The organism is Parabacteroides sp. PH5-46 (genome assembly GCF_029892785.1).
Classification (GTDB): domain Bacteria; phylum Bacteroidota; class Bacteroidia; order Bacteroidales; family Tannerellaceae; genus DFXE01.
This window is the reverse complement of record NZ_JARXXA010000007.1, coordinates 73,772-100,003: the sequence shown is the minus strand read 5'-3', so window position 1 is coordinate 100,003 and position 26,232 is coordinate 73,772. Positions and strand designations below refer to the sequence as shown.

Sequence of the window (26,232 nt, the reverse complement as noted above, 5' to 3'; positions counted from 1 at the left end):
TTAATAACCAGGGTTTTGTTTGATATTAGGATTCGCATTGATTACCGTTTGCGGAATAGGGAATAACAGCTTGGCAGGATCACTCTCTTTGGGTTTGAACGGAGGACGAGCTGCCAGATAAGTACCAAAGCGAATCATGTCCTGACGATTCATACATTCAAAAGCAAACTCAAACCGACGTTCTTTGTATACTTCCTCTAAGGTTACGGAATCATACAATTTTTCCGGACTATTGGGGAATCCACGCTGGCGTATGCGATTAACTAACTGTGTAGCTTCGGCTACATCTCCATTACTGCGCAAGATAGCTTCTGCTTTCATCAGGTAAATATCTGCCAAGCGGAAAATATGAATGTCATTCTCCATGCTATACGTTAATCCGGGTTGATATTCCCATTTACTGATCCGGGCACCTTCTTCCTGTTCTACCCAACCCAGACCGTTTTCGCCAATCTCTTTCATCTCTGCTTCTACCGTATGTATAAGAGGGCGTCCATGCTGTGTCATGAAGACTTCTCCGGTTTCTGGATCTATTTGCTCGCCGATCAGGAAAGAGCCTTCATAACGGATATCTTCCGTGTCAAAGGCTTTAACATAATCAGGATTAGCAAAAGGCCCGTTCCATGTAGAAACGTTGATGCCAAACGTTTTAGCTGTAAGGTAATGTAAATAGAGGTAGATACCGTTGGTACGTCCGCCAATACCTTCCGAACTATAAATAGCAGAGAAAATGGCCTCTTTTGAGCTGTCGTTATTAACTGAGAAGTTGTTTTTCCAATTATTTTCCAGTAAATAGGCCATGTCCATTACTTTATCGCAGGCTTCTATACACTCTTGCCATTTAGTACCCCCCGACGGATTCCATACCTGGGCATTCAGATACATTTTGGCAAGCAGGGTATAAGCTACGCCTTGAGTGAATTTCCCATAGCTTCCAGCTGTAGCCACGTCTGTCCGCAGCTCATCAACGATATCCAGTAACTCACTTACAATGAAGTTAAATACTTCGGAGCGGGAGTTAGTAGAAGGCAATGACTTGTCAAGATAGTCGGTAACGATAGGTACATTGCCGAACATATCGCATAGCCAGTAATACCAAAAGGCACGTACACCCCTGATTTCAGCAAGGATACGACTTTTAGTTGCTTCAGGAATAATCTCATTCGTGCTAACCATGTAATACAACTGGTTACACTGCGAGATGGCTCCCATGGGCTCTTCCCATGCACGGTTCCATTCAGTATTAATAGGGGTGAGAGTGTGTAGCATAGCGTGGTGGAACATAGGTTCTCCCCAGTCGCCCCCTTTGAAACCCGGACTCTCCCATACGTCGGAAGATATTTCGCAAAGTCCGGTATAGCCGTCCCAGTCAATCTGATAAGAGCGTAAAGTGGCATATAACGGACCTATAAGCGCTTCTACTTCTTCTATCGTCAGCCCGAACTGGTCTACGGGCGCTTCACTATATACCTTTTCATCTAGGTTTGTACATGCGGAAGAAAGGACAAGTAATGCAGCAGATAAAATTGTTGATATTTTTTTAATCTTCATAATATATGCAATTTAACAGTTAGAAACTCAGGTTAACTCCAAAGGTAAACGTACGGGCACGTGGAATGTAATGTACATCAAGAATACCCGGTGCCAATCCATCCATATTCACTTCGGGATCCATACCGCTGAATTTGGTGATGACGAAAAGGTTCTGTCCTGTGGCATACACCCGGAGTTTCTTGATCATCAATGCCGGATTCAGCTTGAAAGTGTAGCCCAGTGTAATATTCTCAAGGCGTAGAAAGGAGCCGTTTTCCAGGTAATAATCCGAAAAGATATTGGCATCTGCAGGATGTATTTTAGAAGTCAGCGCTTCCTTGAAGACATTAATACCCGGTAGCCAATTAGGGTTCGTATATTGTATTTTCGGAGAGTTCAGCACATCATTCCCTTGTACACCACGGAAAAAGAAGGATAGATCAATGTTCTTATAACGGAAAGAATTATTGATACCATACGTAAAGTCAGGCTGTGCATGTCCGATGTAGGTATAGTCTTCCGAGTTAAGCTCCCCATCATCGTTCTTATCCCATATGATTATTCTTCCGTTTTCATCAAAGCCCAGGTGTTTGTAGTTGTAGAAGGTACCAATTTCCTGTCCTTCTTCGAGAATGCATGAAGTGATGTATCCCATTCCTCTTCCGGATACGCCGCCAAGGTAAACTTTCTCAGTAGAATACTCTTCATTAGAGAGGCGTACAACCTTGTTTTTGTTATGGGCAAGGTTGAAGGAAACGTTCCATTCAAAATCCTTTGTTTCTATGGGTTTGCCATGTAATTCGATCTCGAAACCCTTGTTTTTCATGTCTCCTACATTAGCTAACATAGAGTTGTATAGGAATGGAGGTACGGGAACGGTATAATAATAGAGCAAATCCTTGGTTTCTTTGATGTAGTAATCGAACGAACCGCCAAGGCGTCCGTTAAACAAGGTAAAGTCAATACCCGGATTGAAAGAGGAGGTTTGTTCCCATTTTAGGTCGGGGTTATTGTTCTGGGAATACTGATAAGCAGTATGCCAGTCGCCGTTGTCATAATACTGTCCTCCACTGCCATAGAGGGCAATAGACTGGTAAGGATCAATACCCGACTGGTTACCTACAATACCGTAACCGACACGTATCTTCAGATCGTCGAGAAAGTCAATGTTTTTCATAAAACTTTCGTCTGAAAGACGCCAGGCGGCTGATACGGAGGGAAACGTAGCCCATTTGTTGTTTTTTCCAAACTTGGAAGAACCATCGCGGCGTACCGTGGCAGAGAGTATGAATCGCTCGCCAAAGCTGTAGTTCGCCCGTCCGAAGAACGAAATAAGTTTGTCGCTACGCTTGTAGGATTCGATATCCGAACGTAAAAGCCCTTCGCCTAACTGGATATTATTATAGGTGAACATATCGCTTAGAAAGTCGCGGTTGGCGGCGGAGTGTGAGCGGTATTCATTCTCTTCATAAGAATAACCAGCCAGTACATCGAATTGATGATTGTTGATTTCTTTTGTATAGGTAGCTGTCAGCTCCATCAATTCTTTGTCTGTAGTAGAAGATTTGCGATACGCATATCCGTTGGTTTCCTGTCCGGCAGGCGATTTCTTGGAGTTGTACTGTGCACCATCGAATGAGTTTCGTTGCTTAAACAAGCTGATTGATCCTACAAGCCCTGAGATAGGCTCTATATCTGCTTTCAGGTTGAGGAAGTTATCATTGGCTTTGTTTTCCCTTAGATTCTCTTTAATGTTGTGTACCGGGTTTCCCATTTCGAATAGGTTGACGGCATAATAAGACCCGTCTGCATTCTTTACAGGATAGGTAGGAAGCATATTGTAAGCATACTGTACATTGGTAGAGTTGGTCGGAGAATAATCCGATTGTGTCAATCCTGCCATCATGGATAGATTAAGCTTATCTTTGAAGAAACGTTGGTTGAATGAAACTAAACCATTATAACGTTCCCGATAGTTATCTTTCATAATTCCTTTCCGGTCCATATAGTTCATAGCAATGCGAAAAGAACCGCTTTTCAGTCCTCCGGAGATTGAGAGGTTATGATTATGCGAGAAGCCTGTACGTGTAATTTCATCAATCCAGTCAGTATTTGCTCCCATATCCAAACCTGTAATATCTAAGTTTTTTTCCTTAGCATATGCTCTCCATTCATCTGCAGTCAGCAAATTTGGTTTGGCAGAGATGTGATCAGCAGACAGGTATCCCTGATAGTCTACACTAATAGTACCGGCCATCCCTTTCTTGGTAGTGATGAGGATAACTCCACTCGCAGAACGCGAACCGTAAATAGCAGAAGCGGAAGCATCCTTCAATACGCTGATGGATTCGATATCATCGGGCGATACTGCATCTAATGACATGCCCGGAATTCCGTCAATAACAACAAAAGGTGCGCTTGAACCGGTCAGAGAAGAAGTTCCTCTCAGTCGGATTGTCTGCTCACTTGTAATATCACCACTGCTTGAGGTAATCACTAAGCCGGCTACCCTTCCCCGCAGGAGATCTGAAGCAGACTGTGAAACGCCTTGGTTGAAATCTTCTTGGCGGACATTGCTTATAGCACCGGAAACTTTCCTTTTAGAGAGTTTCCCGTAGCCTACAACTACTACCTCCTCCAAAGACTTGGTATCTTCTTCCAGAGTAATACGGAGTGTTGTTCTACGCCCTACTTGAACTTCTTGTGTAATATATCCAATGTATGAGACAATTAATGTCGCATTCTCAGGTAGGCTTAACATGAATTTTCCATCAATGTCAGTGATCGTACCGTTGGCATTATCGCCTTTCTGTATGATATTTGCACCAATGATGGGCTCGCCATTTTGATCGCGAACTTCTCCTATGATCTGTACTCTCGCCTGGCCTGTCAGAGGATTCTTTTTATAAATAATAATATGGGTATCGTCTATCGTGTAAGACAAATCCTGATTGGATAATATCCCTTTCAGTACTATATCTACGTTCTGGTTATTGTAGCGCGCAGATACTTTTTTGTTCAGGTCGACATCTTCGTTTCTGAACCAGAACGAAAAATCGCTTTGTTGCTTGATAGCATCAAAGGCCTCCTGTACCGTTACGTTTTCCAGATTCAACGAGATTTCGGTTGTCTGCGAATATGAATTAGCAGCCGACAGTGTGAACATGGATACAAAGAATAAAATAACGGTTATTCTCATAATAGCAAAACTTTTTTTAAAGTTGATTTCAGACAATAAAAAATCGAAAAGTGGAATGATTTTCATACTTTTGCATTGATTTATGTTTGTTACTTGTGAAGTTTATAATTCAGACTTAAATCCTTGGAAACGGAAGATGTTGGCGCATTTTCCGTTTCGCCTTTTACTGTGTGTATTCCATAGGCATATTCTTTTTAGTTTTTTTAATTCTTATATATACGGACCAGGCTTCCTTCAATCTTGTAGCTGGTCCGGTTATCCATAGTCATAACCCGAAGAATCTGCTCCAGGCTTTCATCTCGGATGAAGTCACCCGTAAAAGCTGTATTCTTTAAGTCCTCCGACTCGATGGTTATGTGTACATTAAATTTCCGCTCTAATTCTTTAGCAATGTCAGCTAAGGGGGAACTTACAAAGTATAATTTGCCATCACGCCATCCTGTAAAGTTTTTAGTTTTTACTTTCTGATGGATGAATTGCCGGGTAGCTTTGTTATATTGCATTTGTTCTCCGGGTTTAATGAGGATTGCTTCTGCTAAATCGTCTGATTCTATTTGTATTAATCCTTCATCTAATGTAACTTCGATTGTTTGATCATCCTGATAGGCTTTTACATTAAACAAAGTGCTTAACACATGTACTTTTATGTTTTCTGCTTTTACTACAAACGGATGTTTTTTATCGAAAGCAACATCAAAGTATGCTTCTCCCTGAATTTCGACTTCGCGCGTATCTGAAACGAATTCTGCCGGATAAATAAGAGTAGATCCTGCATTCATGGTTACCCTTGATCCATCGGGTAGCTTTATGGAAGATCTCATACCAGCCGGATTATCCAGCCGGACGAGTTGTGTGTTCCTGTTTTGATACCCTAATTGATAAGCGGCATAAGTCGTTATCCCAATCAGGATACTTATCGATGCGGCAATAGCTGTCAGTTTAAACAGATACGTGCGTTTCGTGGCTTTATCCCGTTGCCTGTTTATCTGCAACCAAATGCTCTCTCGCATTTGTTCTTCCAGCTCGGCCATGCGAGGGGAAACTTTGATGCGGTTGACAATTTGCTCACAGTTCCTATTATCCAACCCACCATTTGCTCCTTCAGATAAGTCCTGTATCTCTTTATTCATCTGTTATTTTTATGTTAGATATAATTAGAGAGTAACAAAGCATTTGTTTTGTTTAAAAGAATTTGAATTATTTTTATAGATCAGAGAAAAAAAACAAAAAGAAGGTGAAAAGCTCCGGATAGTGAGACTTGAGGTTGTCGGTAATTTTTTCAATGGCTATTTTAAGCTGTACTCTTACAGTACTTTCTTTAACGGACAGGATCTCTGCTATTTCCTGATAACTTAATCCTTCCTGACGGACGAACAAGAACACCTGTCGACATTTATCCGGTAAGCTACTTACAACCTGCGAGAGTAGTTTCTCCATATCTTGTGTAATGATTAAATTCTCAGGTGAGGTCGAGTTATTATCTTCTAATTCTATAGGTATTTCATCAAAGGAAATATGGTGATGGGATATTCTTTTTAAATAGCGGTTACTTTCATGTTGGGTAGCAATATAGAGGTAGTTAGGCATGTTTTTTACTTCTTTTAGCTTTTGCCTGGATTGCCATACAGATAAGAATACATCGGCAACTACTTCACGGCAGCCTTCCTTGTCTTTCAGGTAATAATAAGCTGAACGAAAAACCAGGCTGTAATAAGTATTATAGAATTGGGCAAAAGCACTCCAATCTCCTTCGGATATCTGGGAAATAATATGTTCCGGAAATCGGTTCTCTTTATTCATATAAACATTCTCTCCTGTTTTTAGTCATGTTATTTGACCACTTTTCTTTTGAAACAAGAAACGTTGAAGCATATACTACAACCATATTCCATTCGTACGGCATGTTTGCCTACTCCTATTACACCACTAACAGATTTGACCGGAAGCATCAGGTTTGAAGCGGTTAGGCGGACATTGCAAGTTTTGCCCTCCAGTAAAGAAAATAATTGTTGTTGTTCCGCTATATTCCATCCGCAATATCCCGGACTATAGCGATTGGTGCAATTCAATCCCTTTTGGCTATAATTCAGAGATATTTCCTCCTGCATATAATGAGCAATGGCTTCTGCAATCACCGAGCCGATGCTATCAACAACAAAATGCGCCATTATATCTGTTTGATATTGCTTTGCCCATTCTTGAAACTCATTTCCGGCTGTTACAACAAATAAAACAAATTGTTCACAAGTTTCCAAGCCTTTTGCGATTGTTTTTCCTGTTTTAAACCGGTAAGGATCAATGTGAAAACCGGAGGTATTCGTCCGTCCGTTAAAGGCAACATAAGAATATGCAGGTTGGCAATAGTTTGCCGACTGTACCATCAACTCCTCCACCAACTCGGTTATAGCTGCGTCGGGGAAACGATCGGGCGTATAGCCCATCGCTTCATAGATATGCTTGCTTTCAATGTTTAGTCGTTTAAATGGAATCATTATGTACAAATTAAGCCTCTAACGTCTCTTTCTGAAATAGATTAAAAAGGCTAAAAAGATGGATTATTATTGTTTGCCGCCAGATATACACCTTAATGCATGTGTAAACAAAATTGGTGTTTTTCTGTTCTTATAAGAATAAGAATGAAATATAAAAAAGTGTATCTTTGGCGAGTCTTTAAACTTGAAAATAATTATGGCTATAACAATTAAACCGTCGATAAAGAGTGGATTCAGGAAGTTGCGGAATGTATTATTGATACTGATTGCCCTAGGGTTGATCCTTTTTGTGGGGATCCGTTATTATTATCCGTTTGGCGAGGGTGTTAAGACCGGTCAGCTTAATTATGTTGTATATAAAGGTATACTGTTTAAAACGTACGAAGGTAAGCTTATACAGAGTGGTTTCCAGAGTAATAAACCGGGCGCTATACAATCGAACGAGTTTAATTTTTCTATCTCCGACCCTCAAATTGCCGATTCGTTAATGCGCGTAGGCGGACAAATTGTAGAGCTTCGCTATAAGGAGTATTTTGGCGCTTTACCCTGGAGGGGTTATTCCAATTATATTGTGTATGAGATCGTAAGCATCACACCTGTGAACTCACCGGCTGTGAATAACTATCCACCTGCTGCAGCTGTTTTTCAATAAATCAGAAGAAGAGTAAAGTAAAATAGTCTTTTAGTCTGATCCGCAATATCCGGAGCGCCTGGCTTATTCTGTATTCTACCGTTTTAACGGAAATTCCCAGTTTATTGGCTATTTGTACGTTTGTATGGTTTCCGAATCTGCTTAAGACAAAAACTTCCCTTTGTTTTTCCGGGAGATTGTGTATGGCTTTCTGAATATTTTCAGACAGGTCGTTTACCATATAAAAGTTCGGATCTTCAAATTTTTCTTTGAGTTTTTCATAGATGATGCCATGTATGCGTTGATGGTATTGTTGCTTTTTAATAGCATTGAGGCAACGGTTTTTGGTGGCTGTAAACAGATAGGATTTCAATGCTCCCTCCACATATATAGTTTTTCTGTATTCCCAGATAAATAACATCAGTTCCTGTACTAGTTCTTCTGCATCCTCATCAGAGATGTACTGAGAGGCGTATTCCGTTAGTGGAGAATAGTATTTGATGAAAAGCTGCTTGTAGGCTTCCATATCTCCATCATGCAATAGAGTTAGTATTAGTTCGTCACTCATGCTCCTATCCTTCTTGGCTTACTCAACAGTAAAGATAGGACTAAATTACCAATAAGCTTGTTCCGAGTCTGTTTAAATTTTGTTTAAGAATGATTTTAACAACAAATTTCTAAAAACTTATTGTACTTTTTTTATTAGAAGATCGATAAGAATATGAGGTTTTCATATTGTTGTGTACCAGTTGGTTATAGTGGTTTGAAAAACGCATGGGTTCTTTTTGAAAATCGCATGCATGCGATTGCCCAAACGCATGTATGCAATTTTGCAAACGCATACATGCTTTTTTTTACTTCATGTAAGATATTGTCAGGTATACTATGTTGGGTAGAAATTTTTAACAGTCAATTATCACAAAAATGTATTTTTTATTTAGGGTATGCCCCTGTCGCTTTTGTCGTATATATAGAAACGAATAAAAATGGAGAAAGATAAAACGGAGTATGGACAAGAGATGTCTGAAGAACTAAATCTTCTGGCATATATCCAAGGCAATGCTACTGCGGCAGAAACAACGGCTATTGAGGAATGGCTAAAGCTAGACCCATCTCATGAAGAGGAGCTGCTACAGATAGCACATATATATTATGCGCAAAGGGCAAAAGACAGAATAGATGCAAGAGACCCTCTTCTGGTTTTCAGAAAGATTGAACAAAAAATCAGAGGACGAAAGCGCAGGATATGGCTTAACCGGATAGCTGTTGCTGCTGCCTGCATTGCGGGTGTCATAATACTGTCTACTGTTTTGTCTAAACAGACTGTTCATACACCGGAGGTTACTCCTCAACTCATAACCATACAGTCGAATCCTGGTATGCGTACATATTTTAATCTGCCGGACAATTCGATGGTTTATCTGAATGCAGGAAGCACTGTTTCGTACACCATTCCTTTTCAGGATAGTAAAAGAGCTGTATCCTTGAGTGGTGAGGCTTACTTTAAAGTTACGCCGGATGCCGAACGTCCTTTCATTGTAAATACATTTGATAATAAAATGTCGGTAAAAGTGTTGGGTACCGAATTTAACGTAGAAGCCTATTCCAGTGATCAGACTGCCTATACTACGTTGGTAGAAGGAAAGGTAAGTATTCTTTTGCAAAATGAAAACGGAGTTACTACCGAGCATCTGCTGAAGCCATCCCAAAAGGGAACATACAATTTGAAGACAAACTCATTTCAGGTAAAGGATGCAAATACAGAGTTGGAAACAGGTTGGATGAACGGCAAGGTAATCTTTAAGGATACCCCTCTTCCGGAAGTATTAAGGAAGCTCTCTCATTTTTATGATGTAGAGTTTCAGGTAACAGACAAAGTAATTGAAACATATCTGTTTACCGGGACATTTAATAACAGACAGCTTGGCCAGGTACTTGAGTATCTGAAGATATCATCAGGTATTGAGTATTCATTTACAAGAGTGGATAAGGATGACAGCGAAGGCATTAATCGCCAGAAGATTATTCTGCGGAAGAAAAAGTAACATATAGTAAAGTAACGGATGTTTAACCCTGTAAATCTATTGCCTATGGGATAATGTAGAAAAAAACAAATGCTTGAGCCTAAAAAAACATACGGAAAGTTGTTACCAGCAACTTCCCGCATGAAACCAACTCACAGCATTCACAGAGATTCTATGAATTTATTTTTTATCTTAAATCAATGCCAAAGATATGGAATATATTATTATTACCAATCGGACAGCGCCATATAATGTTACCGATTGGAAAAGAAAACTACTAAGAACCATGAAATTGACCCTAATACTATTGTATGTTTCTATTGGAACAATATTTGCAATTTCTACTCATGGACAAGCCTCTCTTATTTCTATCGAGATAAAAGAAAAACCGGTAGCGGAGGTTATAGACCTTATCGAGAAGCAGACTGATTATAATTTCTTTTATAACAGTAAGCTGATCAATATGAACCGCCGGGTATCCGTGCAGGTAGAAAACAAGGATGTATTTGTTGTGCTGGACCAGATATTCGGCAATTCAGGCGTGAAGTATAAAGTAGTAGATAAAGACATTATACTTAGCCTCCCGGAGATGGCTTCTGCCGCTGTTCAACAACAAAACCGCAGGCTTACCGGAACCATATCAGACGAAGCCGGAGAGCCTATTATCGGAGCCAATGTAGTAGTGAAGAACACTACCAACGGGACAATTACTGATTATAACGGAAACTTTACGTTGGAAAACGTATCCGGAAATTCACAATTAATTGTTTCCTACATTGGGTATATCTCCAAAGAAGTGAATGTTAATAATCAAACGAATCTTCAGATAGGACTTGTAGAAGACACAAAAGCCCTGGAAGAAGTTGTAGTAGTAGGCTATGGCGTACAGAAAAAGAAATTGGTAACGGGCGCCAACCTGCAAGTAAAGGGAGATGAAATAGAAAAGAGAAATACACAAAACGTGCTGGATGCCTTAATCGGCCAATCGCCAGGTGTACAGATCATACAATCGTCAGGACAACCCGGAGAAAATTTCAGGGTGAATATCCGTGGCTTGGGGACGGTTGGAGATGCCACGCCTCTTTACATTGTAGATGGTGTGCAGACCGATAATATATCTTATATCAATCCTACGGAAATCGAGTCTATTGATGTATTGAAAGATGCGGCTTCGGCTGCTATTTATGGAGCTCGTGCCGCCAATGGTGTAATCATTGTTACAACGAAAACCGGAAAACCGGGGAAAGCATCCATAACGTATGACGGCTATGTAGGGATTCAGAACCCCATAAAACTGGCAAAAATGCTGAACGCACAAGATTATGCCATGATCCAGAATGAAGCTGCCGTCAACTCTGGCAAGAAGGCCTATGACTGGCAAAATGAATTCGGCATTAATCTCAGCGCTATCGGCAAAGGAACCGATTGGCTCGATCAGTTGGTGGAAGATAATGCTCTTACACAAAATCATGTATTGGGTGTAAACGGCGGTACAGAGCAAAGTGTATATGCCATCTCCTTGTCGTACAGCTCGCAAGAAGGTATAATGGGTGGTTCGAAGTTCTCGAATAACGATCGTTATGCGTTTCGTGTCAACAGCGATCATAAGATCTACAAAGATATTATCCGCGTAGGAGAACATGTTTCGTTTACCTACATGGAAAGAAATGGTGTTACCACCGGAAATCAGTACAATAATCTGATCCATAGTGCGATGGCTGCTACACCTTTCCTGCCGGTTTACGATGCCAACGGTGGTTTCCACCAAGCGCTTTCATGGTATCCTGAAGAAAGCAATCCGGTAGGTTCGTTGTTCCTTAAGAACCAGAATATGCGGGAAACAAATCGTTTCCTTGGCGACGTATTCATCGAGATACAGCCTATCAAAGGCTTGAAATACAAGAGTACATTCGGATTAGATTTTCGCAATATGACTTATCGAAAATATCTGCCGGAATACCAGTTAAGTGCTTCAGATATGAATCAGATGGATTATGTAGAACAGGAAGCCGAAAAGGTTTACAGTTTCTCTTGGGAAAATACCTTGACATACGATTTCAAGATCAAAGAAGATCATTCATTCAACGTATTATTAGGTATGCAGGCCCGCCGCCGGGATGGTTCGAGCCTTTATGCGCTGAAAAGAGACCTGATCTTTGACGATTTCGATCATGCCTGGATAGACAATGCAACCAATACGAATACAGGACAGATAACGGTGAAAGGAGCTCCCGAAGACCGTGACAATCTGCTGTCATACTTCGGACGAATCAGCTACAACTATAAGGAAAAGTATATGCTGAATGCTACGCTTCGTGCTGATGCTTCTTCGCGTTTCGGTTCGAACAATCGTTGGGGATATTTCCCTTCCGTATCAGCCGGTTGGGTACTTACCAATGAAGAATTCTTCTCTGGTATTAGTGGCGACTGGATGGATTTCTTAAAACTCAGAGGAAGCTGGGGGCAAAATGGAAATCAGAATATTACGACCTATTCATACCTTGCCACCATATTGTCAAATGCCAATTATGAATTCGGACCAAACAATAACAACAACACAACACATGTAGGTTCGTACCAGAATCGTATGCCCAATCCGGATATCAAATGGGAAACGTCTGAACAGTTGAATATTGGGTTCGATGGACAATTTGCCAAAGGAAAGTTGAATGTAGCCTTTGACTACTACCGGAAGACTACTAAAGACTGGTTGATCCAGGTGCCTGTTGCGGCAGCTTTGGGAGCGGCTACGAATCCGTATATCAACGGAGGAAGCATCCGGAATAGCGGGGTAGAGTTGGGGCTGAGCTACAACAATAAGATATCCGGATTAACTTATTCTATCAACGGAAATCTGGCTTATAATAAGAATAAGGTATTGGATATCCCGAACTCCGAAGGTATTATTCATGGAGCACAAGACGTATTGTTCAAAGGAATGCAGGAAATGAACCGTGCGGAAGAAGGTTATCCCATCGGATACTTCTGGGGATTGGATATGGCAGGCATCTTCCAGAACCAGGCAGAAATAGACAATCATAAGAATGCGGAAGGTAAAGTCATTCAGCCGAATGCATTGCCGGGTGATGTGAAATTTGTAGACCACAATGGCGACGGGCAGATTGATATGAATGATAATATCGATCTGGGTAATCCGTATCCCGACATTACCATGGGGCTCTCTTTCTCTCTGGCTTATAAAGGATTTGATTTTTATTTCTCAAGCAATGGCTCGTTTGGCCATCAGATTGCACAAGCATATCGTTCTATGGACAGGTTCCAGTACAACTATCCTGAAAAGATATTGGGAAGATGGACCGGGGAAGGAACATCTAACACCATCCCTCGCGTTACACAGGGTGACGAACGAAACGGAAACTGGATGTACTGTTCACAATTATACATTGAAGATGCCGACTTCTGGCGCATCAATAATATTACATTGGGCTATGATTTCAATAACCTGATCAAGCGAAGCCCTCTCGGACAGTTGCGTTTTTACGTAACCGTACAGAACGTGGCAACGATAACCGGTTATTCAGGTATGGATCCGGAAGTAGGGTATACGAACGATACTTCTCCCTGGGGATCAGGTATCGACCTGGGATTCTATCCGCGTCCACGCACTGTATTATTTGGATTGAATGTTAAATTTTAAATGATCAACTTATGAAAAAGCATAGTGTAATAACTGTCGTGTCGCTTTGTGTAGCCTTTTTTATGGCTTCCTGCAGCAATAGCTTCTTAGATAGCGAACCCATGACACAAAAGACGGATGCAAACTACTATAAAACCCCTGAAGATGCCTGGGAGACATTAGTAGGATGCTATAACCTGTTGCCCGGCGGATATGGAGACTTGTTTGTGGTTTCCAACATCGCTTCCGACGATTGCTATGGTGGCGGAGGCTATACAGATGCTTACGGTAACCAGATATGGGATGAGTGGACAGACTATAACGACCTTGAAATTAATCGATATACTTGGAGTAATCGCTTATTCAGAGCTGTACGCCGTTGTCATGTCCTCTGTGAACAGCTCGACAATATAGAATGGGGCAGCGACACCCATCTGCGTACTTTGTATGAAGCAGAAGGCCGCATGTTAAGAGCATACTTCTTCTATGAATTGCAGCGATTCTTCGGACATATACCTCTGATTAAGTCGTCCGACTCCGAATTAATTCCGCAAACTGATCCCGATGAGGTATATGCCTACATCATTGAAGACTTGAAATTTGCGATCAATAATCTGCCTTCTACGTCTTTCCAGAGCGCTTCTGCAGACAACTTCGGACGCGTTACCAAATGGGCAGCCCAAGGATATATCGCCCGTGTATACTTGTTCTATACCGGCTATTATGGCAAGAGTGATGCTCCGGGACTTACCAAACAGGAAGCAATTGCTTACTTAGAAGACTGTATCCAGAACAGCGGGCACGCATTGGTGCCGCGCTATGGCTCATTGTGGCCTTGGTCTCGCCGGACAGATTATCATGGCGACCCCACATTAACGTATGCCGGAGAATACAATCCTGAAATCGTCTTTAGCATCCGGCACTCCACACAGCGTCCGAACCAGCTGCATCGCTATACAGGGATGCGTGGTATCCCGAATGCAGGCGACTATGATCCGTTCTATCCGGGATGGGGGATGGCTACCATTACTTCAAAGTGTTTCAATAGCTTTGCTGAAGGCGACACGAGACGCTTTGCATCTATTATTGACCTGAAAACAGAAGGTATTCCCAATGATGGAAGCGATCAACGCGAATTCACCGGATATGTGCAGAAAAAATACCAGACACAAACCGATCCGAATAACAAAACAAGTTCTTATCCGCAAAGCTCAGGAGGTAGCAGTTGGCAATCAGAAGAACAGGATTTGTTTCTCATGCGTTATTCCGATATCCTCCTGATGGCTGCCGAACTACAGTTGGAATCCAATCAGCCTAAGGCGCAGGCATACCTCGATATGGTGCGTGATCGTGCATTTGAAGACAGCAATCATCGCGTTACAGCAACAAAAGAATCCATCTTCAACGAACGGGGCTTTGAATTCGTTTTCGAAGGAATCCGTTATCATGATGTATTGCGTCAGGGGCTTACCAGAGCAAAAGAAATACTGGATGTAAAGAACGATATCGTATGGAACGGGAAACAGCAAGCGTATAAGAACATAGACTTCCCGCTTATAAAAGAAGGGCTTTTGCGTATACCGGAAAGCCAGATACAGATATCTGAAGGCATGCTTGTTCAAAACCCTGGGTGGTAATATTTAGTCACTAATTATAAACAATTTAATATTAGTAAAATGAAATGCTCTTTAAGCAAAATTGCACAGATTGTCTGTATGATAATAGTAGCCAGTTTTCTCCATGTAGGCTTGGTTTATAGCCAAGCCAAGGTGGGAGAAATACCTAAACTTGTGCAAAAAGACGGTCGCTTTGCATTATTGGTCGATGGTGAGCCTTTTTTCATGTTTGGAGGACAGTCCGGAAATTCTTCAACATGGCCGGCTATGCTGCCGAATGTGTGGAATACTATTGAATCAATGAATGCTAATACACTTGAGATCCCTATTTACTGGGAACAAGTAGAACCGCAACCGGGGAAATACGACTTTTCAATGGTTCAAATGCTTTTGGATCAGGCACGTGAAAGGAATAAAAGATTGGTGATCTTATGGTTTGCTACATGGAAGAACGGGAGTAATCACTATATGCCCGAATGGATGAAAAAGGATGCCAAAAAATATCCGAATGTAATGAATGAAGAAGGCAAATATGTTGATACCCCATCACCACATGCTCAGGCAACGATGGAAGCTGATGCCAAAGCATTTGCTGAATTCATGAAGTATCTGAAACAGGCAGATCCGCAATATACGGTAATTATGGTGCAAGTACAGAACGAACCCGGTTCCTGGTATAGTGTACGTGATTATTCGCCTGCAGCTGAAAAAATATTTAAACAGCCCGTTCCTGCGGCTTTGCTGAACTCGAAAACCTTGCGAGAATTGAATGTTCCGACAACTGCAAAAGGAAATTGGGAAGAGGTTTTCGGCAAGGATGCGGACGAATACTTCCATGCATGGCATGTTGCTAGCTATATCAATTACGTAGCAGCTGCCGGAAAGGCTGTCTACCCGCTGCCTATGTTTGTGAATGTTGCTCTTCGTGATCCATTGACCAATCCTCCCGCTACATCTTATGAAAGCGGCGGAGCAACCGACAATGTAATCCCCATCTGGAAAGTAGCTGCTCCTTCAATCGACTTAGTGGCTCCTGATATTTATTTACGGGGACATGAAAGAGTGCTTAAGGTTATTGATTTATATACACGGGATGACAATGCCTTAATGGTTCCCGAAATCAGTGGTGCAAGCAATATCTATCTATATAAAGTGATAGAAAAAGGGATTGGTTTTTCTCCTTTCGGGATTGATCGCAACAATAGGCCGGGAGTTGATTTTAAAACTCCTGAAACGCCGCTCGGACGTGATTACAAATTATTAGCTCCATTGGCCAAACAACTGGCTCAGTGGGGATATGAAGGGAAGATACGTTCGGTTGTGGAACCGGAAGATCATTCGGATGAACGGATTGATTTAGGAAATTGGGAAGCAGTCCTGACATTTGGCCCAGCACGAAGAGGTACGGCTGCACCGGCTAATGCGGAGCCAAGGCCCGTTACAGGCAAGGCTATGATCGTTAAACTGGGCGAAAATGAATTTTTAGCCGTAGGAAGCAATTGCCGTTTTACCTTCAATACAAAAGGAAAAAATGCGGGAAAAGATTGGCAGTATCTGAAGGTGGAGGAAGGCTATTATGAAAATGGAAAGTTTCAGATGCAGCGTGTACTCAATGGGGATCAAACGGATTGGGGAGGCCCTTATATAGGAGATGAACCCTCATTGCTACATATAACGCTGTATACGCGCTGACTTTTGAATAAAATAGTATCATTATGTGGAAGCATATTTTTATAGTAATATTGTTTCTGGGCATTCAGTTGACAGCGAATGCCCAATCAACTCCCAGATTGCAGAAGCAGGGGACGGCTACTCAGCTGATCGTAGATGGTAAACCATTTCTGATGCTGGGAGGAGAACTGCATAACTCTGCTTGTTCCAACATTGAATATATGGATGGCGTATGGCCGAGAATGAAGAAGTTAAATATGAATACCATTCTGGCTCCGGTATCTTGGGAGTTAATCGAACCGGTAGAAGGTAAATTTGACTTCACATTGGTAGACGCCATGATCCGTGGAGCCGAACAGTCGGGCATCAAATTGGTGATCTTATGGTTCGGAAGCTGGAAGAACGGAGGTTCTGTTTACATTCCTTCCTGGGTAAAGAAGAACTATCAGCGTTTCCCCCGTGCCGTTGATCACTTGGGAAACAGTATAGAGATTCTTTCTACTTTCTTTGAAGAGTCGATGAAAGCAGACGCTAAAGCCTTTGCAGCTCTGATGAAGCACCTAAAGGAATTTGATAAAAACAAGACTGTATTGATGATGCAGGTTGAGAATGAAGTGGGTATTCTGAATACAGTACGTGATTTCTCTTCTACAGCCAATAAGGCATTCAATAGTAATATTCCGCAGGACCTGAGTACGTACCTGAGCAAGAACAAGAATAACCTGGCTCCGGAACTGGCAAAGGTTTGGAAAGCAAATGGTTCTAAAACATCCGGCACCTGGGAAGAAGTATTCGGCAAGAGCTATGTCAACCATAAAGACTGGCGCGATCTTTCCTACTACACCGAAGAGCTCTTCATGGCCTATCATTATGCCAAATACATGGGGTACGTAGCTCAGGAAGGAAAGAAGGAATATGACATACCAATGTTTGTAAATGCCTGGCTGAAAGGACCGGATTATCCCTGGACGGGAAGACATCCCGGAGGCGGGCCACTTCCTCACGTGATTGACATGTGGAGAGCCGGCGGACCAGCTATCGACTTCATTACGCCGGATATCTATCTGCCTATCTTCAAGGAAATTGTTGAGAACTACGACCGGATGGGTAATGCTTTATTTATTCCGGAAACACGGGGTGGCGACATAGGTGCATCACGCGTTTTATTCGCTATCGGAGAGCATAATAGCATGGGATTCTCGCCCTTTGGTATCGATCGTATCAGGAATCGTCCGGGAACGCCTCCGCCTTCTGCCATCGGTACAGATCCCCTGGCTGAGGTGTATGCTTTGCTGGATGGTATGAGTGAACTGATACTTAAACATCAGGGCAAGGGTACGATGCGGGGTATACTGGTTGATAATGAAAACCCTGTTCAGTCCTTTGAACTAGGCAATTACATCGTGACAGCTGATCCTTCCAACAAAACGGCTCTTGAGAACTCAGCAGCCGGCGGACTGATCATACAGCTTGGGGAGGATGAATACATTGTACTTGGACGCAATCTGAATGTGCGATTTGCACCTAAAGTACCGGGAAATCTCCCGTATGTAGGAGTTGACCAAGTCTATGAAGGAGTCTTCAAAAACGGGCAATGGGTTCCCGGAAGGCTTCTGAACGGAGACGAGACGCATTGCAGTACCTTCTCCGGAACCGGATTAAAGATGCCGGTAGCGAGTATACAAAAGATCTCACTATACAGGTATAAATAAATTTTTCAGGTTAGCAAATTAATGAATGGAGAGGAAGCTCGTTGAAAGAACGGGCTCCTCTCTGATTAAATCCGTATGATTATGAAATACTATATATCAATTATATGTCTATTATTTCTTCCTGCTTTTATCTATGCTCAATCAGTGCTTGACAATCAGCATCATGGCGATCCATCTTTTCTACTGGAAGATGGTTGGAAACCGTTAATAAACGGAAAAAACATGAAGGGCTGGAAATACCAGGACGAGAAGAAGGCTAATACTTGGACGGCTACGAAGGCAGTCTACTGGGATCAGAAGGAAAACCCTAAACTACTGGTTGCCAAATCCGCTTCGGGAGACAGGATTGTAAACCTTCCGCGTGAAGGAGGTGCTGCGAATATCATATCAACAGAAACAGCTGGAGATATGGAGTTGTATGTGGAGTTTATGATTCCGCAAGGCTCTAATTCAGGTGTTTATGTGCACGGCTTGTATGAGTTGCAGATATGGGACAGTTACGGCAAAGAACCTCGCCTGCAAACAGACAAAACCGGGGCATTATACCACTACATCGACCGGAAAACGATCGGTATAGACGGGCAGGTGATACCATTGGTGCGGGCTGAAAGGCCACACGGACAATGGAATGCCTATCATATATGGTTCCGGGCTCCTCGTTTTGATGCCTCCGGTAAAAAGATAGAGAATGCTAAATTCATCAAGGTACTCTTAAACGGAGAGTTAATTCACGAAAACCAGGAACGGATCGGGGCAACCACAGCAGCTCTTGAAATACCGGAAGCTGCAAAGAATCCGGTAGTTATGCTACAGGGAGATCATGGATCTGTTGCTTTTCGCAATATTTATGTGAAACCCCTTAAGTAAAAGGATATGAATAGAAAAAAAGTTACCCGCCGCAGATTTATCCAAGGTTTATCTGCCGCATTCGCCTTGCCGTATATTATTCCGGCAACTGCATGGGGACGAGGTTATTACATAGCGCCATCAGACCGGATTACCTTAGGCTTTATCGGGTGTGGCGAACATGGTATCGGTACCAATATCAAGGGGTTTCTCAAGCACGATGACTGCCAGATACTATCTATCTGTGATGTAGATCCTGTTCAGTTGCAGAAGGCTCGTGAAGCAATCCTGGAGAAATATGGTACATCATACAGCAGTTTGTCTGCCGGGAATGATTTTCGTGATGTCATAAACCGAAAGGATATTGATGCTGTCTGCATAAGTACTCCCGACCATTGGCATATCCAGATGGGTGTCATGGCTGCCAGGATAGGAAAAGATCTTTTTGTTGAAAAACCTTTAACTGTGAGCGTTGAAGAGGGCAAAGTTTTTTGTAATGTGATTCGTGAAACCGGGCGGGTTGTTCAGGTTGGTTCTGAACAACGCTGCCGCCCGGAATTCCACAAAATGGCAGAGATTGTGCGCAATGGGGTTATTGGAGACCTGAAGCATATCGAAGTAGGTATGCCGTCCGGGCATCCTATCCGTGAGAATTATAATGATAAGCGTATGCCTCTGGAAGCTTGTTCACCTCCGGAAGGCTTTGATTATGAGATGTGGACAGGTCCGGCTCCTATGTCGCCATATTGTCCGGGGCGTACACACTGGAACTGGCGATGGGTGGAGGAATTGGCTGAAGGCCAGTTTAATGATTATGCTCACCACCTGATTGATATTGCCCAATGGGCGCATGGTACGGAAGACATACTGCCGATATCTGTTGAGGGAAGTGGAACTTTTCCTGAGGGCTACTATACAACAGCTACCGACTATGACTGTCTGTTTACCTTTGCCGATGGTGTAACGATGCGCTGCAAGTCTGGTAGAACCGGGCATCGCTTTGAAGGCTCGAAGGGAGTAATCACCAATACAGGCTGGGGGAAACTGTCGGCTGATCCGGAATCTATACTTGATTTCCGGACGGGAAGCGGAGACGTCAAGCTCTTTACAGCCGAAAGCGAACACCGGAACTTCCTGGATTGCGTCAAGTCTAGGCAGAAGTGTTATTCGCATGAAGGGATCGGGCATCGTGCGTCGGTCTTTGCGCATATCGGTATTATAGCTATGAAGCTCGGACGTAAGCTTCAGTTTGATCCTGTTTCGGAGACCTTTGTCAATGATCCGGAGGCTAATAAGATGCTAACACACCCTCGCCGTGGCTCCTGGACTTTGTAGTATGATGGCTCGGAAACAAATATCCAGACGGCAGTTTCTTGCCGTAAGTATGTGCAACCTGACTGTCCCGTTCATCATCCCAAGACACACCTTGGGCAGAGGCTTTCAAGCACCAAGTGATACGCTTGCCATAGCTTGTGTAGGCGTGGGAGGAATGGGTCGTCATTACCTGGAAGGTTGCGACAGGAGAGGATCGTAGCCTTGTGTGACCTGGATTATAACTTTGTAAATACGCGAGGCGTCTTTGATAAATACCCCAAAGCCATCCGTTACCGGAATTATCGTATAATGCTGGAGAAAGAAGCTTCTGCCTTTGATGCTTTGATTATTGCAGTCCCGGACCATCATCATACACACCTGCTGATGGCAGCTATGCAGATGGAGAAGCATATCTATTGCGCCAAGCCCATTACGCATACTGTAGAGGAAGCTCGAAGAGTGAAGTCTGAGCTGTTGAAGCATCCTCGGTTGGTGACAAAGTCGAGTGTGCAAGACTCCGCTACTCCGGCTGCCCGAAGTACTACTGAGATACTAAACTCCGGTATGCTGGGAGCTATCCGGGAGTTGCATATATGGACGGATCATCCGATCTATCCTTGTTCGTTGCAGCGCCCGATGGAAAAGATAACTCCTCCTGACGGTATGGACTGGGATATGTGGATCGGACCGGCTCCTTACCGTCCCTTCCATTCGGCTTATCATCCGGAGAACTGGAGGCCTTGGTGGGACTTTGGTTCCGGAACGGTAGGAGATATGGCTTGCCACTCGTTTCATATCTTCTTTAAAGAGCTGCAACTGGAAGCACCGGAGACTATTTATGGTAGCTCGTCTACCGCTATGAGGGCTTTATGAAGAAACTTTCACTCCCAGAGTGTCAGTCGAGCGCCAATACCGTTACCTGGGAGTATCCGTCGCGAGGCAATCTTCCTCCCTTGAAAGTGCATTGGTACGACGGAGGCATCAAACCGCTCCGTCCCGCAGAGTTAAGCCACTACCTGGCAATGCCAAACAGCGGTATCCTTTTCGTTGGTGATAAGGGGAAACTAATGTCCGGATATTACGGAGGAAATCCGTATCGTTCACGCCGCAATCCAGATATCACACGCGGCTATGAAGGTGGTTTGCTACTCCCCGAAGAGTCGTTCAAAAACTTCTCCGTCCCCCCTCAAACGCTTCTCCGATGTGAAAAGGAGAATCACTACAAGGAATGGACGGATGCCTGCAAAAGCGGAAAGAAAACCGTTTGCCCTGTTGAACTGGGCTGTGAAATGACAGAAGTAGCCTTGTTAGGTTCTCTGGCGCTTCGCACAGGAAAGCTACTGAAATGGGACAGTAAGACCATGCGCATTACCAATGATAATGAGGCGAATCAGTTGATAGCCCCACCTTATCGAAGCGACTGGAATATGTAACGAAAGAATCGCGTGACAATTGTCACGTGATCGATTCACATTTGTGTTTCGATCGTTTCACAGATGTAGTTTGATCGCGTGACATATGTGGCGCGATTCTTTTAAGAGCAGTGATACCCTATATGTAGACAGGAAATCTAACAGTAGGGTGTCGTTTTTTTCTTGAAATGCAAAGAATGGCTACGGGCTATGCTAATAAAAAGAAACAAAAAAAACTTTTCGTTTCTTTTTATATTTATCTTTGTACCTTAACTATATATAGATCAGTTCTTGGAATATGAAAAATTATAATGTGTTAATACAAGAATTAAGTGAATTGTTTAACCATATATTAAATGGAAAAACTTTAGAAAATATAATTGTTGATATAGAGATTTGTAAAAAAATAACAGAAGAATATCAGCTGTTAATAGGTGAAAAAATAAAAAATATTCAATTATTAAATATTCCTTATCTAATAAATGTATATGGAATACCTGGTTCTGGTAAAACGACTTTATCTAAAAAAATTTTGTCGGAAGATTCAAATTTATTATATGTGTCATTTGATGAAATAATGGAAAATATATCATTTTATAAGTTCGATTTTCAACGGCTTGGTGCTGAAGAAGCTTTTAAAAGATGGGAACTTCCTGCAAGATATCTAGGCTATGAGCTGTTGAAATTCGGTTTGAAAAATAGATATTCCATCTTGTTTGATCATAGTAATGCATTTTTCGATCATATAAAACTTTATGAAATAATAAAAGAGTTGGATTATATTGTTGAAATGCATTTTTTAGATGTTGATGTAGACCTTGCAATAGACCGAGCAAAAAAACGAATAAGATTTGTTCCAGAACAGATGATTAGAGATCGTTATAAATTACTAAGGGATTTGAATAAACAATATAGTAAAATTGCTGATGTTTTTATTGTCGTGAAATAGCGGCTAAAAAAATAATCTATTTAATACCATGCTTTTAATTCGGAATGACATTGAAACTATATAATAATGGAAAGCAAATTTAATATATCAGATATTATTCGCTATATGCTTATTGGCCTATTTTTTACACTTAGTGCTGTTTTTCTTCATTGGGCATATTCTGATTTTTCATTGATAGATTATTTGAAAAACTTGCTGTTTTTTTTAGGCGAAGTTTCCAATTTTTCAATAATGTTTTTATTGTTATTGATCTTTTATCTTTTAGGGATAATAATCCAAGGAGTCAATAAAATGATTATTTCATTTTGTGTTGATCTTGAAATTCAAGAAGAAAGGGATGATATTAAATTTTCTTCTTGTAAACGATTTATTATAAATCTATTGTATTCATTCTTCTATAAAATTACTCCAGAAGCGCAATGTGTCTCGTTGAAAAAAGAAGATAAACTTAATGTTCCGGAATGGATTAATATATCAAAGAATCCTTCTATGTTAATGGAACATATTAAATTAAAAATGGAAATAAAGAAGGCAAAACTAAAAGAGACTACCCTTAATATAAATGAATATTTTCATTTTAGTGAATTATTTCAAGGCATTTATCTCTCCTCAGTAATTTTATTGCTGATTTCAATATTGAGTCTTATGATTTCTGCGATAATTCTTATTGTAATGCCACTCTCCGCTTCACATCAATTAGTTTTAAGATTGATATTTCTAGTATTAGCTTTTTCCCTTTCAGCATTTGTGTCATACTTTTTGAGCTATACTTATGCAACAAGAGGTATAATGACTCTTGATATAAAGAAGGAAGCGTTAAATATCGATATATCAAAGAACATTAAAAAAACAGGAATACAACAGGTGCATGTCTTAATAAGAACTCATCGACCAAAGTTGAAAGAATCAAAATATGAAAATGTAATAGATTACCAATTAGAATATCTTGAAGAGGCTATAGAGTCTGTTGGTATACAAGATTATTATAAAATAAATGTATTATTATTAGGGAATCCTTATTGTGACTTTGTGGATAAAAAAGTTAAAGAACTTTCAAAGAAGTACAAAAGTAAACTTTCAATACAATATTGTTATGAGAAGAATGAAAGTATAGCTCATTCGTCAAGAAGTATTCGTAACCAAATATTAGATATAGCTGATGATGATGATATTATAATGTTTCTTAATGATGATGATACTTTATGTCGTGATAATGCCATTTCAGAGATAGTTTCTCGTATGAATAGTCTTAATGCTGATTTATGCCTTTCTGCTTTTAAAGTTGATAGTAAGACAGATGAAAATTTGATTATAGAAAATGGACGATTACATAATTTATTAGTAAAGAAGCTAAGTAGGCATAATAAATCGATTACAATAAAAGGTGATGAGTCTGTGTGGCATTTTGCTAGTACTATTAGCTGGACAAAGATATATAGAGCAAAATTACTCAAACAATTGAATAATATTACAAAAGAAATCAAAGAACCAATTTTAGAAAAACTTGTTGCTTTTGAGGATTTTATGGATTATCTTGTTTTCTTGCAGAATGAAATAAAAGTTACAGCAGTTGATGAACCTGTATATTCTTATCGCAAACATGACAAGGGTTATATTCATAAAAAAAATGAAAATGCTTTTAAAGAATTGCGAATAGGTTATTTAGGCATAGTCAAAGGAATAGCTGAACTTGTTTATCTTTCTGAAGATAAAGATTGTTGCAATAATTTATTAAAAAATGGAGTTGATTCAAAAGAGCGCATAAAGTTAACAATGTGTGATAAAGTAGATCTAAATAAAACTGTGTATTGTTATTTGGGCTATAAGATATACGAAATTGGCAATATTGTAGAGAAATATAACAAAGAAGGAGTTATAGATAAAAACAATTATAATAGAGATGATTTTATAAAAGATTGTAAAAATAAATTAGGTAAAGAATATTGTTTATATTGGGAGAAAAGCATGGAGAACAAAAAAGAAAAAACGAATGACACTATTTACTATTATGATGAAATGGTAAGAGTATTAGAAGATTATAGCTTTTAGTGGAATATACCATGATGATATAAACGCCTTTATGTCGTTTACAACAATGAACTATTGATTGGAATTATATCTCAATGGTATATATTCCCGAGAGATTTACGATTACTGTTTATCGAGCCATTCTTTGATGCCGTTGATTAGTTCTTGGTTTTCGGGTAGGAGTTGGCTGGAAAGGCGGAAGTAGGTTTCGTCGAGGCCGTGGAAGTTAGAGGCATCGCGTATCAGGATTCCGTAGGTATCCAGCAAATATTTTTTCAGATCGGCAGCTGTTCCTTTTTTCAGGCGTACCAGGAAGAACGTAGTAGAGGAGGGGATTACTTCCAGTCCGTCTAACTTGCTGAGCTGGTAGATTAACTCGGCTGTTTCGCGTTGCCATTTGCGGATGGGCAATGTAAACTGTGCCGGATGAATCAGTATGTATTTGCTAGCTTCGATGGCCAGTGCGTTTACCGACCAGGGAATAAGATATTTATTTACTGTCTTTGTGATTGAGGGCGAGGCCATGATGTAGCCGATACGCAGTCCCGGTATATTATATGCCTTTGATATGGATTGTACCAATACCAGGTTTTTGTTGGCTTTCAGGTCACTTGGTTTCAGAATATCTTCTGTTGTAAAGGCAGCATAGGCCTGATCTATGATAAAGGTTGTTTGCTTGTTGGCAGCAATCAGCTTTAACAGTTCTGTCCGGTGAAGGAACTTACCATCGGGGTTGTTGGGATTGCATATCCAGCAGAAGTCCTGATCTTTCAGCGAAAGGTCAGTCAGGTCTTCCGAGTTGGAGAAGTATGTAATGGTATGTTCGTGCAGGCGGCAGGCATCTTCGTATTCGGAGAAGGTAGGCTCAAAGATAAGAGAGCGGGCACCTTTCCAGGCTTGCGCCAATAGATAGAAAGCTGTAACCGAACCGTTTGTTACTACCACATTCTCTTCTTTCAATTCAAACCGACGGGCAAGTATTCGTTTCAGGCTGGCAGCATCCGGATCCGGATAACGGGTTATCTTGTTAAACTGCGTGTTTAAATGATCAATCAGCTTATCTAGGTTTGCCCCGTGCCAAACATTTGAGCTGAAGTTAATTCTCACTTCTTGTTGGTAGTTATAAAAATCGTCGCCGTGTCCGAATAGCATAGTAATAAGTATTTAA

Annotated in this window: 20 protein-coding genes; 13 read left to right on the top strand and 7 right to left on the bottom strand. The window is 41.2% G+C overall.

Features of this window, described 5'->3' with window-relative positions; all coding sequences use genetic code 11:
* The 5 genes from M2470_RS09315 to M2470_RS09295 form a co-directional block, all read right to left on the bottom strand.
* Positions 1-1,551 carry a RagB/SusD family nutrient uptake outer membrane protein gene (locus M2470_RS09315; RefSeq protein ID WP_280744766.1) on the bottom strand — a complete coding sequence of 517 codons (1,551 nt, stop codon included), beginning with the start codon at positions 1,549-1,551 and terminating at the stop codon, positions 1-3.
* A gap of 19 nt (positions 1,552-1,570) precedes the next feature.
* Positions 1,571-4,732, bottom strand: coding sequence for a TonB-dependent receptor (locus M2470_RS09310; RefSeq protein ID WP_280744767.1), 3,162 nt, complete (start codon positions 4,730-4,732; stop codon positions 1,571-1,573).
* 203 nt (positions 4,733-4,935) lie between these two features.
* Complete coding sequence (locus M2470_RS09305) at positions 4,936-5,862, bottom strand: FecR domain-containing protein (RefSeq protein ID WP_280744768.1); 927 nt, start codon at positions 5,860-5,862, stop codon at positions 4,936-4,938.
* 73 nt (positions 5,863-5,935) lie between these two features.
* Positions 5,936-6,532, bottom strand: a complete 597-nt coding sequence (locus M2470_RS09300; RefSeq protein ID WP_280744769.1) for an RNA polymerase sigma-70 factor — start codon at positions 6,530-6,532, stop codon at positions 5,936-5,938.
* Positions 6,533-6,561: 29 nt separating this feature from the next.
* The gene (locus M2470_RS09295; RefSeq protein ID WP_280744770.1) at positions 6,562-7,224 is read right to left on the bottom strand and encodes a vitamin B12 dependent-methionine synthase activation domain-containing protein; all 663 of its coding nucleotides are present in this window, start codon (positions 7,222-7,224) and stop codon (positions 6,562-6,564) included.
* 196 nt (positions 7,225-7,420) lie between these two features.
* On the opposite strand from M2470_RS09295, the gene M2470_RS09290 reads away from it, so the two are divergent.
* Entirely contained in the window at positions 7,421-7,876 is a 456-nt protein-coding gene (locus tag M2470_RS09290) for a hypothetical protein (RefSeq protein WP_280744771.1), read from the top strand.
* A gap of 1 nt (position 7,877) precedes the next feature.
* On the opposite strand, the gene M2470_RS09285 is transcribed toward M2470_RS09290, so the two are convergent.
* Positions 7,878-8,423: an RNA polymerase sigma-70 factor gene (locus tag M2470_RS09285; RefSeq protein ID WP_280744772.1), complete on the bottom strand. Its 546-nt coding sequence runs from the start codon at positions 8,421-8,423 to the stop codon at positions 7,878-7,880.
* A 418-nt stretch (positions 8,424-8,841) separates the two neighbouring features.
* On the opposite strand from M2470_RS09285, the gene M2470_RS09280 reads away from it, so the two are divergent.
* The 12 genes from M2470_RS09280 to M2470_RS09225 all read left to right on the top strand — a co-directional run bounded on the left by M2470_RS09280 (position 8,842) and on the right by M2470_RS09225 (position 25,085).
* The gene (locus tag M2470_RS09280) at positions 8,842-9,900 is read left to right on the top strand and encodes a FecR domain-containing protein (RefSeq protein WP_280744773.1); all 1,059 of its coding nucleotides are present in this window, start codon (positions 8,842-8,844) and stop codon (positions 9,898-9,900) included.
* Between the two features lie 265 nt (positions 9,901-10,165).
* The gene (locus M2470_RS09275; RefSeq protein WP_280744774.1) at positions 10,166-13,537 is read left to right on the top strand and encodes a TonB-dependent receptor; all 3,372 of its coding nucleotides are present in this window, start codon (positions 10,166-10,168) and stop codon (positions 13,535-13,537) included.
* Positions 13,538-13,548: 11 nt separating this feature from the next.
* Complete coding sequence (locus M2470_RS09270; protein ID WP_280744775.1) at positions 13,549-15,153, top strand: RagB/SusD family nutrient uptake outer membrane protein; 1,605 nt, start codon at positions 13,549-13,551, stop codon at positions 15,151-15,153.
* A gap of 39 nt (positions 15,154-15,192) precedes the next feature.
* Complete coding sequence (locus tag M2470_RS09265) at positions 15,193-16,824, top strand: DUF5597 domain-containing protein (RefSeq protein ID WP_280744776.1); 1,632 nt, start codon at positions 15,193-15,195, stop codon at positions 16,822-16,824.
* Positions 16,825-16,847: 23 nt separating this feature from the next.
* Positions 16,848-18,515, top strand: a complete 1,668-nt coding sequence (locus M2470_RS09260) for a DUF5597 domain-containing protein (protein WP_280744777.1) — start codon at positions 16,848-16,850, stop codon at positions 18,513-18,515.
* A gap of 81 nt (positions 18,516-18,596) precedes the next feature.
* Positions 18,597-19,382: a DUF1080 domain-containing protein gene (locus M2470_RS09255; protein WP_280744778.1), complete on the top strand. Its 786-nt coding sequence runs from the start codon at positions 18,597-18,599 to the stop codon at positions 19,380-19,382.
* 6 nt (positions 19,383-19,388) lie between these two features.
* The gene (locus tag M2470_RS09250; protein ID WP_280744779.1) at positions 19,389-20,696 is read left to right on the top strand and encodes a Gfo/Idh/MocA family oxidoreductase; all 1,308 of its coding nucleotides are present in this window, start codon (positions 19,389-19,391) and stop codon (positions 20,694-20,696) included.
* Between the two features lies 1 nt (position 20,697).
* On the top strand, positions 20,698-20,895 hold the full coding sequence (locus tag M2470_RS09245; RefSeq protein ID WP_280744780.1) for a hypothetical protein: 198 nt from the start codon (positions 20,698-20,700) through the stop codon (positions 20,893-20,895).
* A complete protein-coding gene (locus tag M2470_RS09240) occupies positions 20,874-21,548 on the top strand; it encodes a Gfo/Idh/MocA family oxidoreductase (protein ID WP_280744781.1) in 675 nt (224 codons plus the stop codon). The genes M2470_RS09245 and M2470_RS09240 overlap by 22 nt, the downstream gene beginning before the upstream one ends.
* Positions 21,545-22,108, top strand: a complete 564-nt coding sequence (locus M2470_RS09235; RefSeq protein ID WP_280744782.1) for a hypothetical protein — start codon at positions 21,545-21,547, stop codon at positions 22,106-22,108. Before M2470_RS09240 ends, M2470_RS09235 begins: the two co-directional genes overlap by 4 nt.
* Before the next feature lie 277 nt (positions 22,109-22,385).
* On the top strand, positions 22,386-23,036 hold the full coding sequence (locus M2470_RS09230; RefSeq protein ID WP_280744783.1) for a zeta toxin family protein: 651 nt from the start codon (positions 22,386-22,388) through the stop codon (positions 23,034-23,036).
* 66 nt (positions 23,037-23,102) lie between these two features.
* Positions 23,103-25,085, top strand: a complete 1,983-nt coding sequence (locus M2470_RS09225; protein ID WP_280744784.1) for a hypothetical protein — start codon at positions 23,103-23,105, stop codon at positions 25,083-25,085.
* 102 nt (positions 25,086-25,187) lie between these two features.
* Here M2470_RS09225 and M2470_RS09220 read toward each other — a convergent pair whose 3' ends face one another.
* Positions 25,188-26,216, bottom strand: coding sequence for an aminotransferase class I/II-fold pyridoxal phosphate-dependent enzyme (locus M2470_RS09220; RefSeq protein WP_280744785.1), 1,029 nt, complete (start codon positions 26,214-26,216; stop codon positions 25,188-25,190).
* Between the last annotated feature and the right edge of the window lie 16 nt (positions 26,217-26,232).

Excerpts from the sequence above, each read along its gene's own strand:
- M2470_RS09250 (WP_280744779.1), top strand. The coding sequence starts at position 19,389 with ATGAATAGAAAAAAAGTTACCCGCCGCAGATTTATCCAAGGTTTATCT.
- M2470_RS09275 (WP_280744774.1), top strand. The coding sequence starts at position 10,166 with ATGAAATTGACCCTAATACTATTGTATGTTTCTATTGGAACAATATTT.
- M2470_RS09270 (WP_280744775.1), top strand. The coding sequence starts at position 13,549 with ATGAAAAAGCATAGTGTAATAACTGTCGTGTCGCTTTGTGTAGCCTTT.
- M2470_RS09230 (WP_280744783.1), top strand. The coding sequence starts at position 22,386 with ATGAAAAATTATAATGTGTTAATACAAGAATTAAGTGAATTGTTTAAC.
- M2470_RS09260 (WP_280744777.1), top strand. The coding sequence starts at position 16,848 with ATGTGGAAGCATATTTTTATAGTAATATTGTTTCTGGGCATTCAGTTG.
- M2470_RS09235 (WP_280744782.1), top strand. The coding sequence starts at position 21,545 with ATGAAGAAACTTTCACTCCCAGAGTGTCAGTCGAGCGCCAATACCGTT.
- M2470_RS09305 (WP_280744768.1), bottom strand. The coding sequence starts at position 5,862 with ATGAATAAAGAGATACAGGACTTATCTGAAGGAGCAAATGGTGGGTTG.
- M2470_RS09300 (WP_280744769.1), bottom strand. The coding sequence starts at position 6,532 with ATGAATAAAGAGAACCGATTTCCGGAACATATTATTTCCCAGATATCC.
- M2470_RS09295 (WP_280744770.1), bottom strand. The coding sequence starts at position 7,224 with ATGATTCCATTTAAACGACTAAACATTGAAAGCAAGCATATCTATGAA.
- M2470_RS09220 (WP_280744785.1), bottom strand. The coding sequence starts at position 26,216 with ATGCTATTCGGACACGGCGACGATTTTTATAACTACCAACAAGAAGTG.
- M2470_RS09280 (WP_280744773.1), top strand. The coding sequence starts at position 8,842 with ATGGAGAAAGATAAAACGGAGTATGGACAAGAGATGTCTGAAGAACTA.
- M2470_RS09265 (WP_280744776.1), top strand. The coding sequence starts at position 15,193 with ATGAAATGCTCTTTAAGCAAAATTGCACAGATTGTCTGTATGATAATA.
- M2470_RS09310 (WP_280744767.1), bottom strand. The coding sequence starts at position 4,732 with ATGAGAATAACCGTTATTTTATTCTTTGTATCCATGTTCACACTGTCG.
- M2470_RS09245 (WP_280744780.1), top strand. The coding sequence starts at position 20,698 with ATGATGGCTCGGAAACAAATATCCAGACGGCAGTTTCTTGCCGTAAGT.
- M2470_RS09225 (WP_280744784.1), top strand. The coding sequence starts at position 23,103 with ATGGAAAGCAAATTTAATATATCAGATATTATTCGCTATATGCTTATT.
- M2470_RS09285 (WP_280744772.1), bottom strand. The coding sequence starts at position 8,423 with ATGAGTGACGAACTAATACTAACTCTATTGCATGATGGAGATATGGAA.
- M2470_RS09255 (WP_280744778.1), top strand. The coding sequence starts at position 18,597 with ATGAAATACTATATATCAATTATATGTCTATTATTTCTTCCTGCTTTT.
- M2470_RS09290 (WP_280744771.1), top strand. The coding sequence starts at position 7,421 with ATGGCTATAACAATTAAACCGTCGATAAAGAGTGGATTCAGGAAGTTG.
- M2470_RS09315 (WP_280744766.1), bottom strand. The coding sequence starts at position 1,551 with ATGAAGATTAAAAAAATATCAACAATTTTATCTGCTGCATTACTTGTC.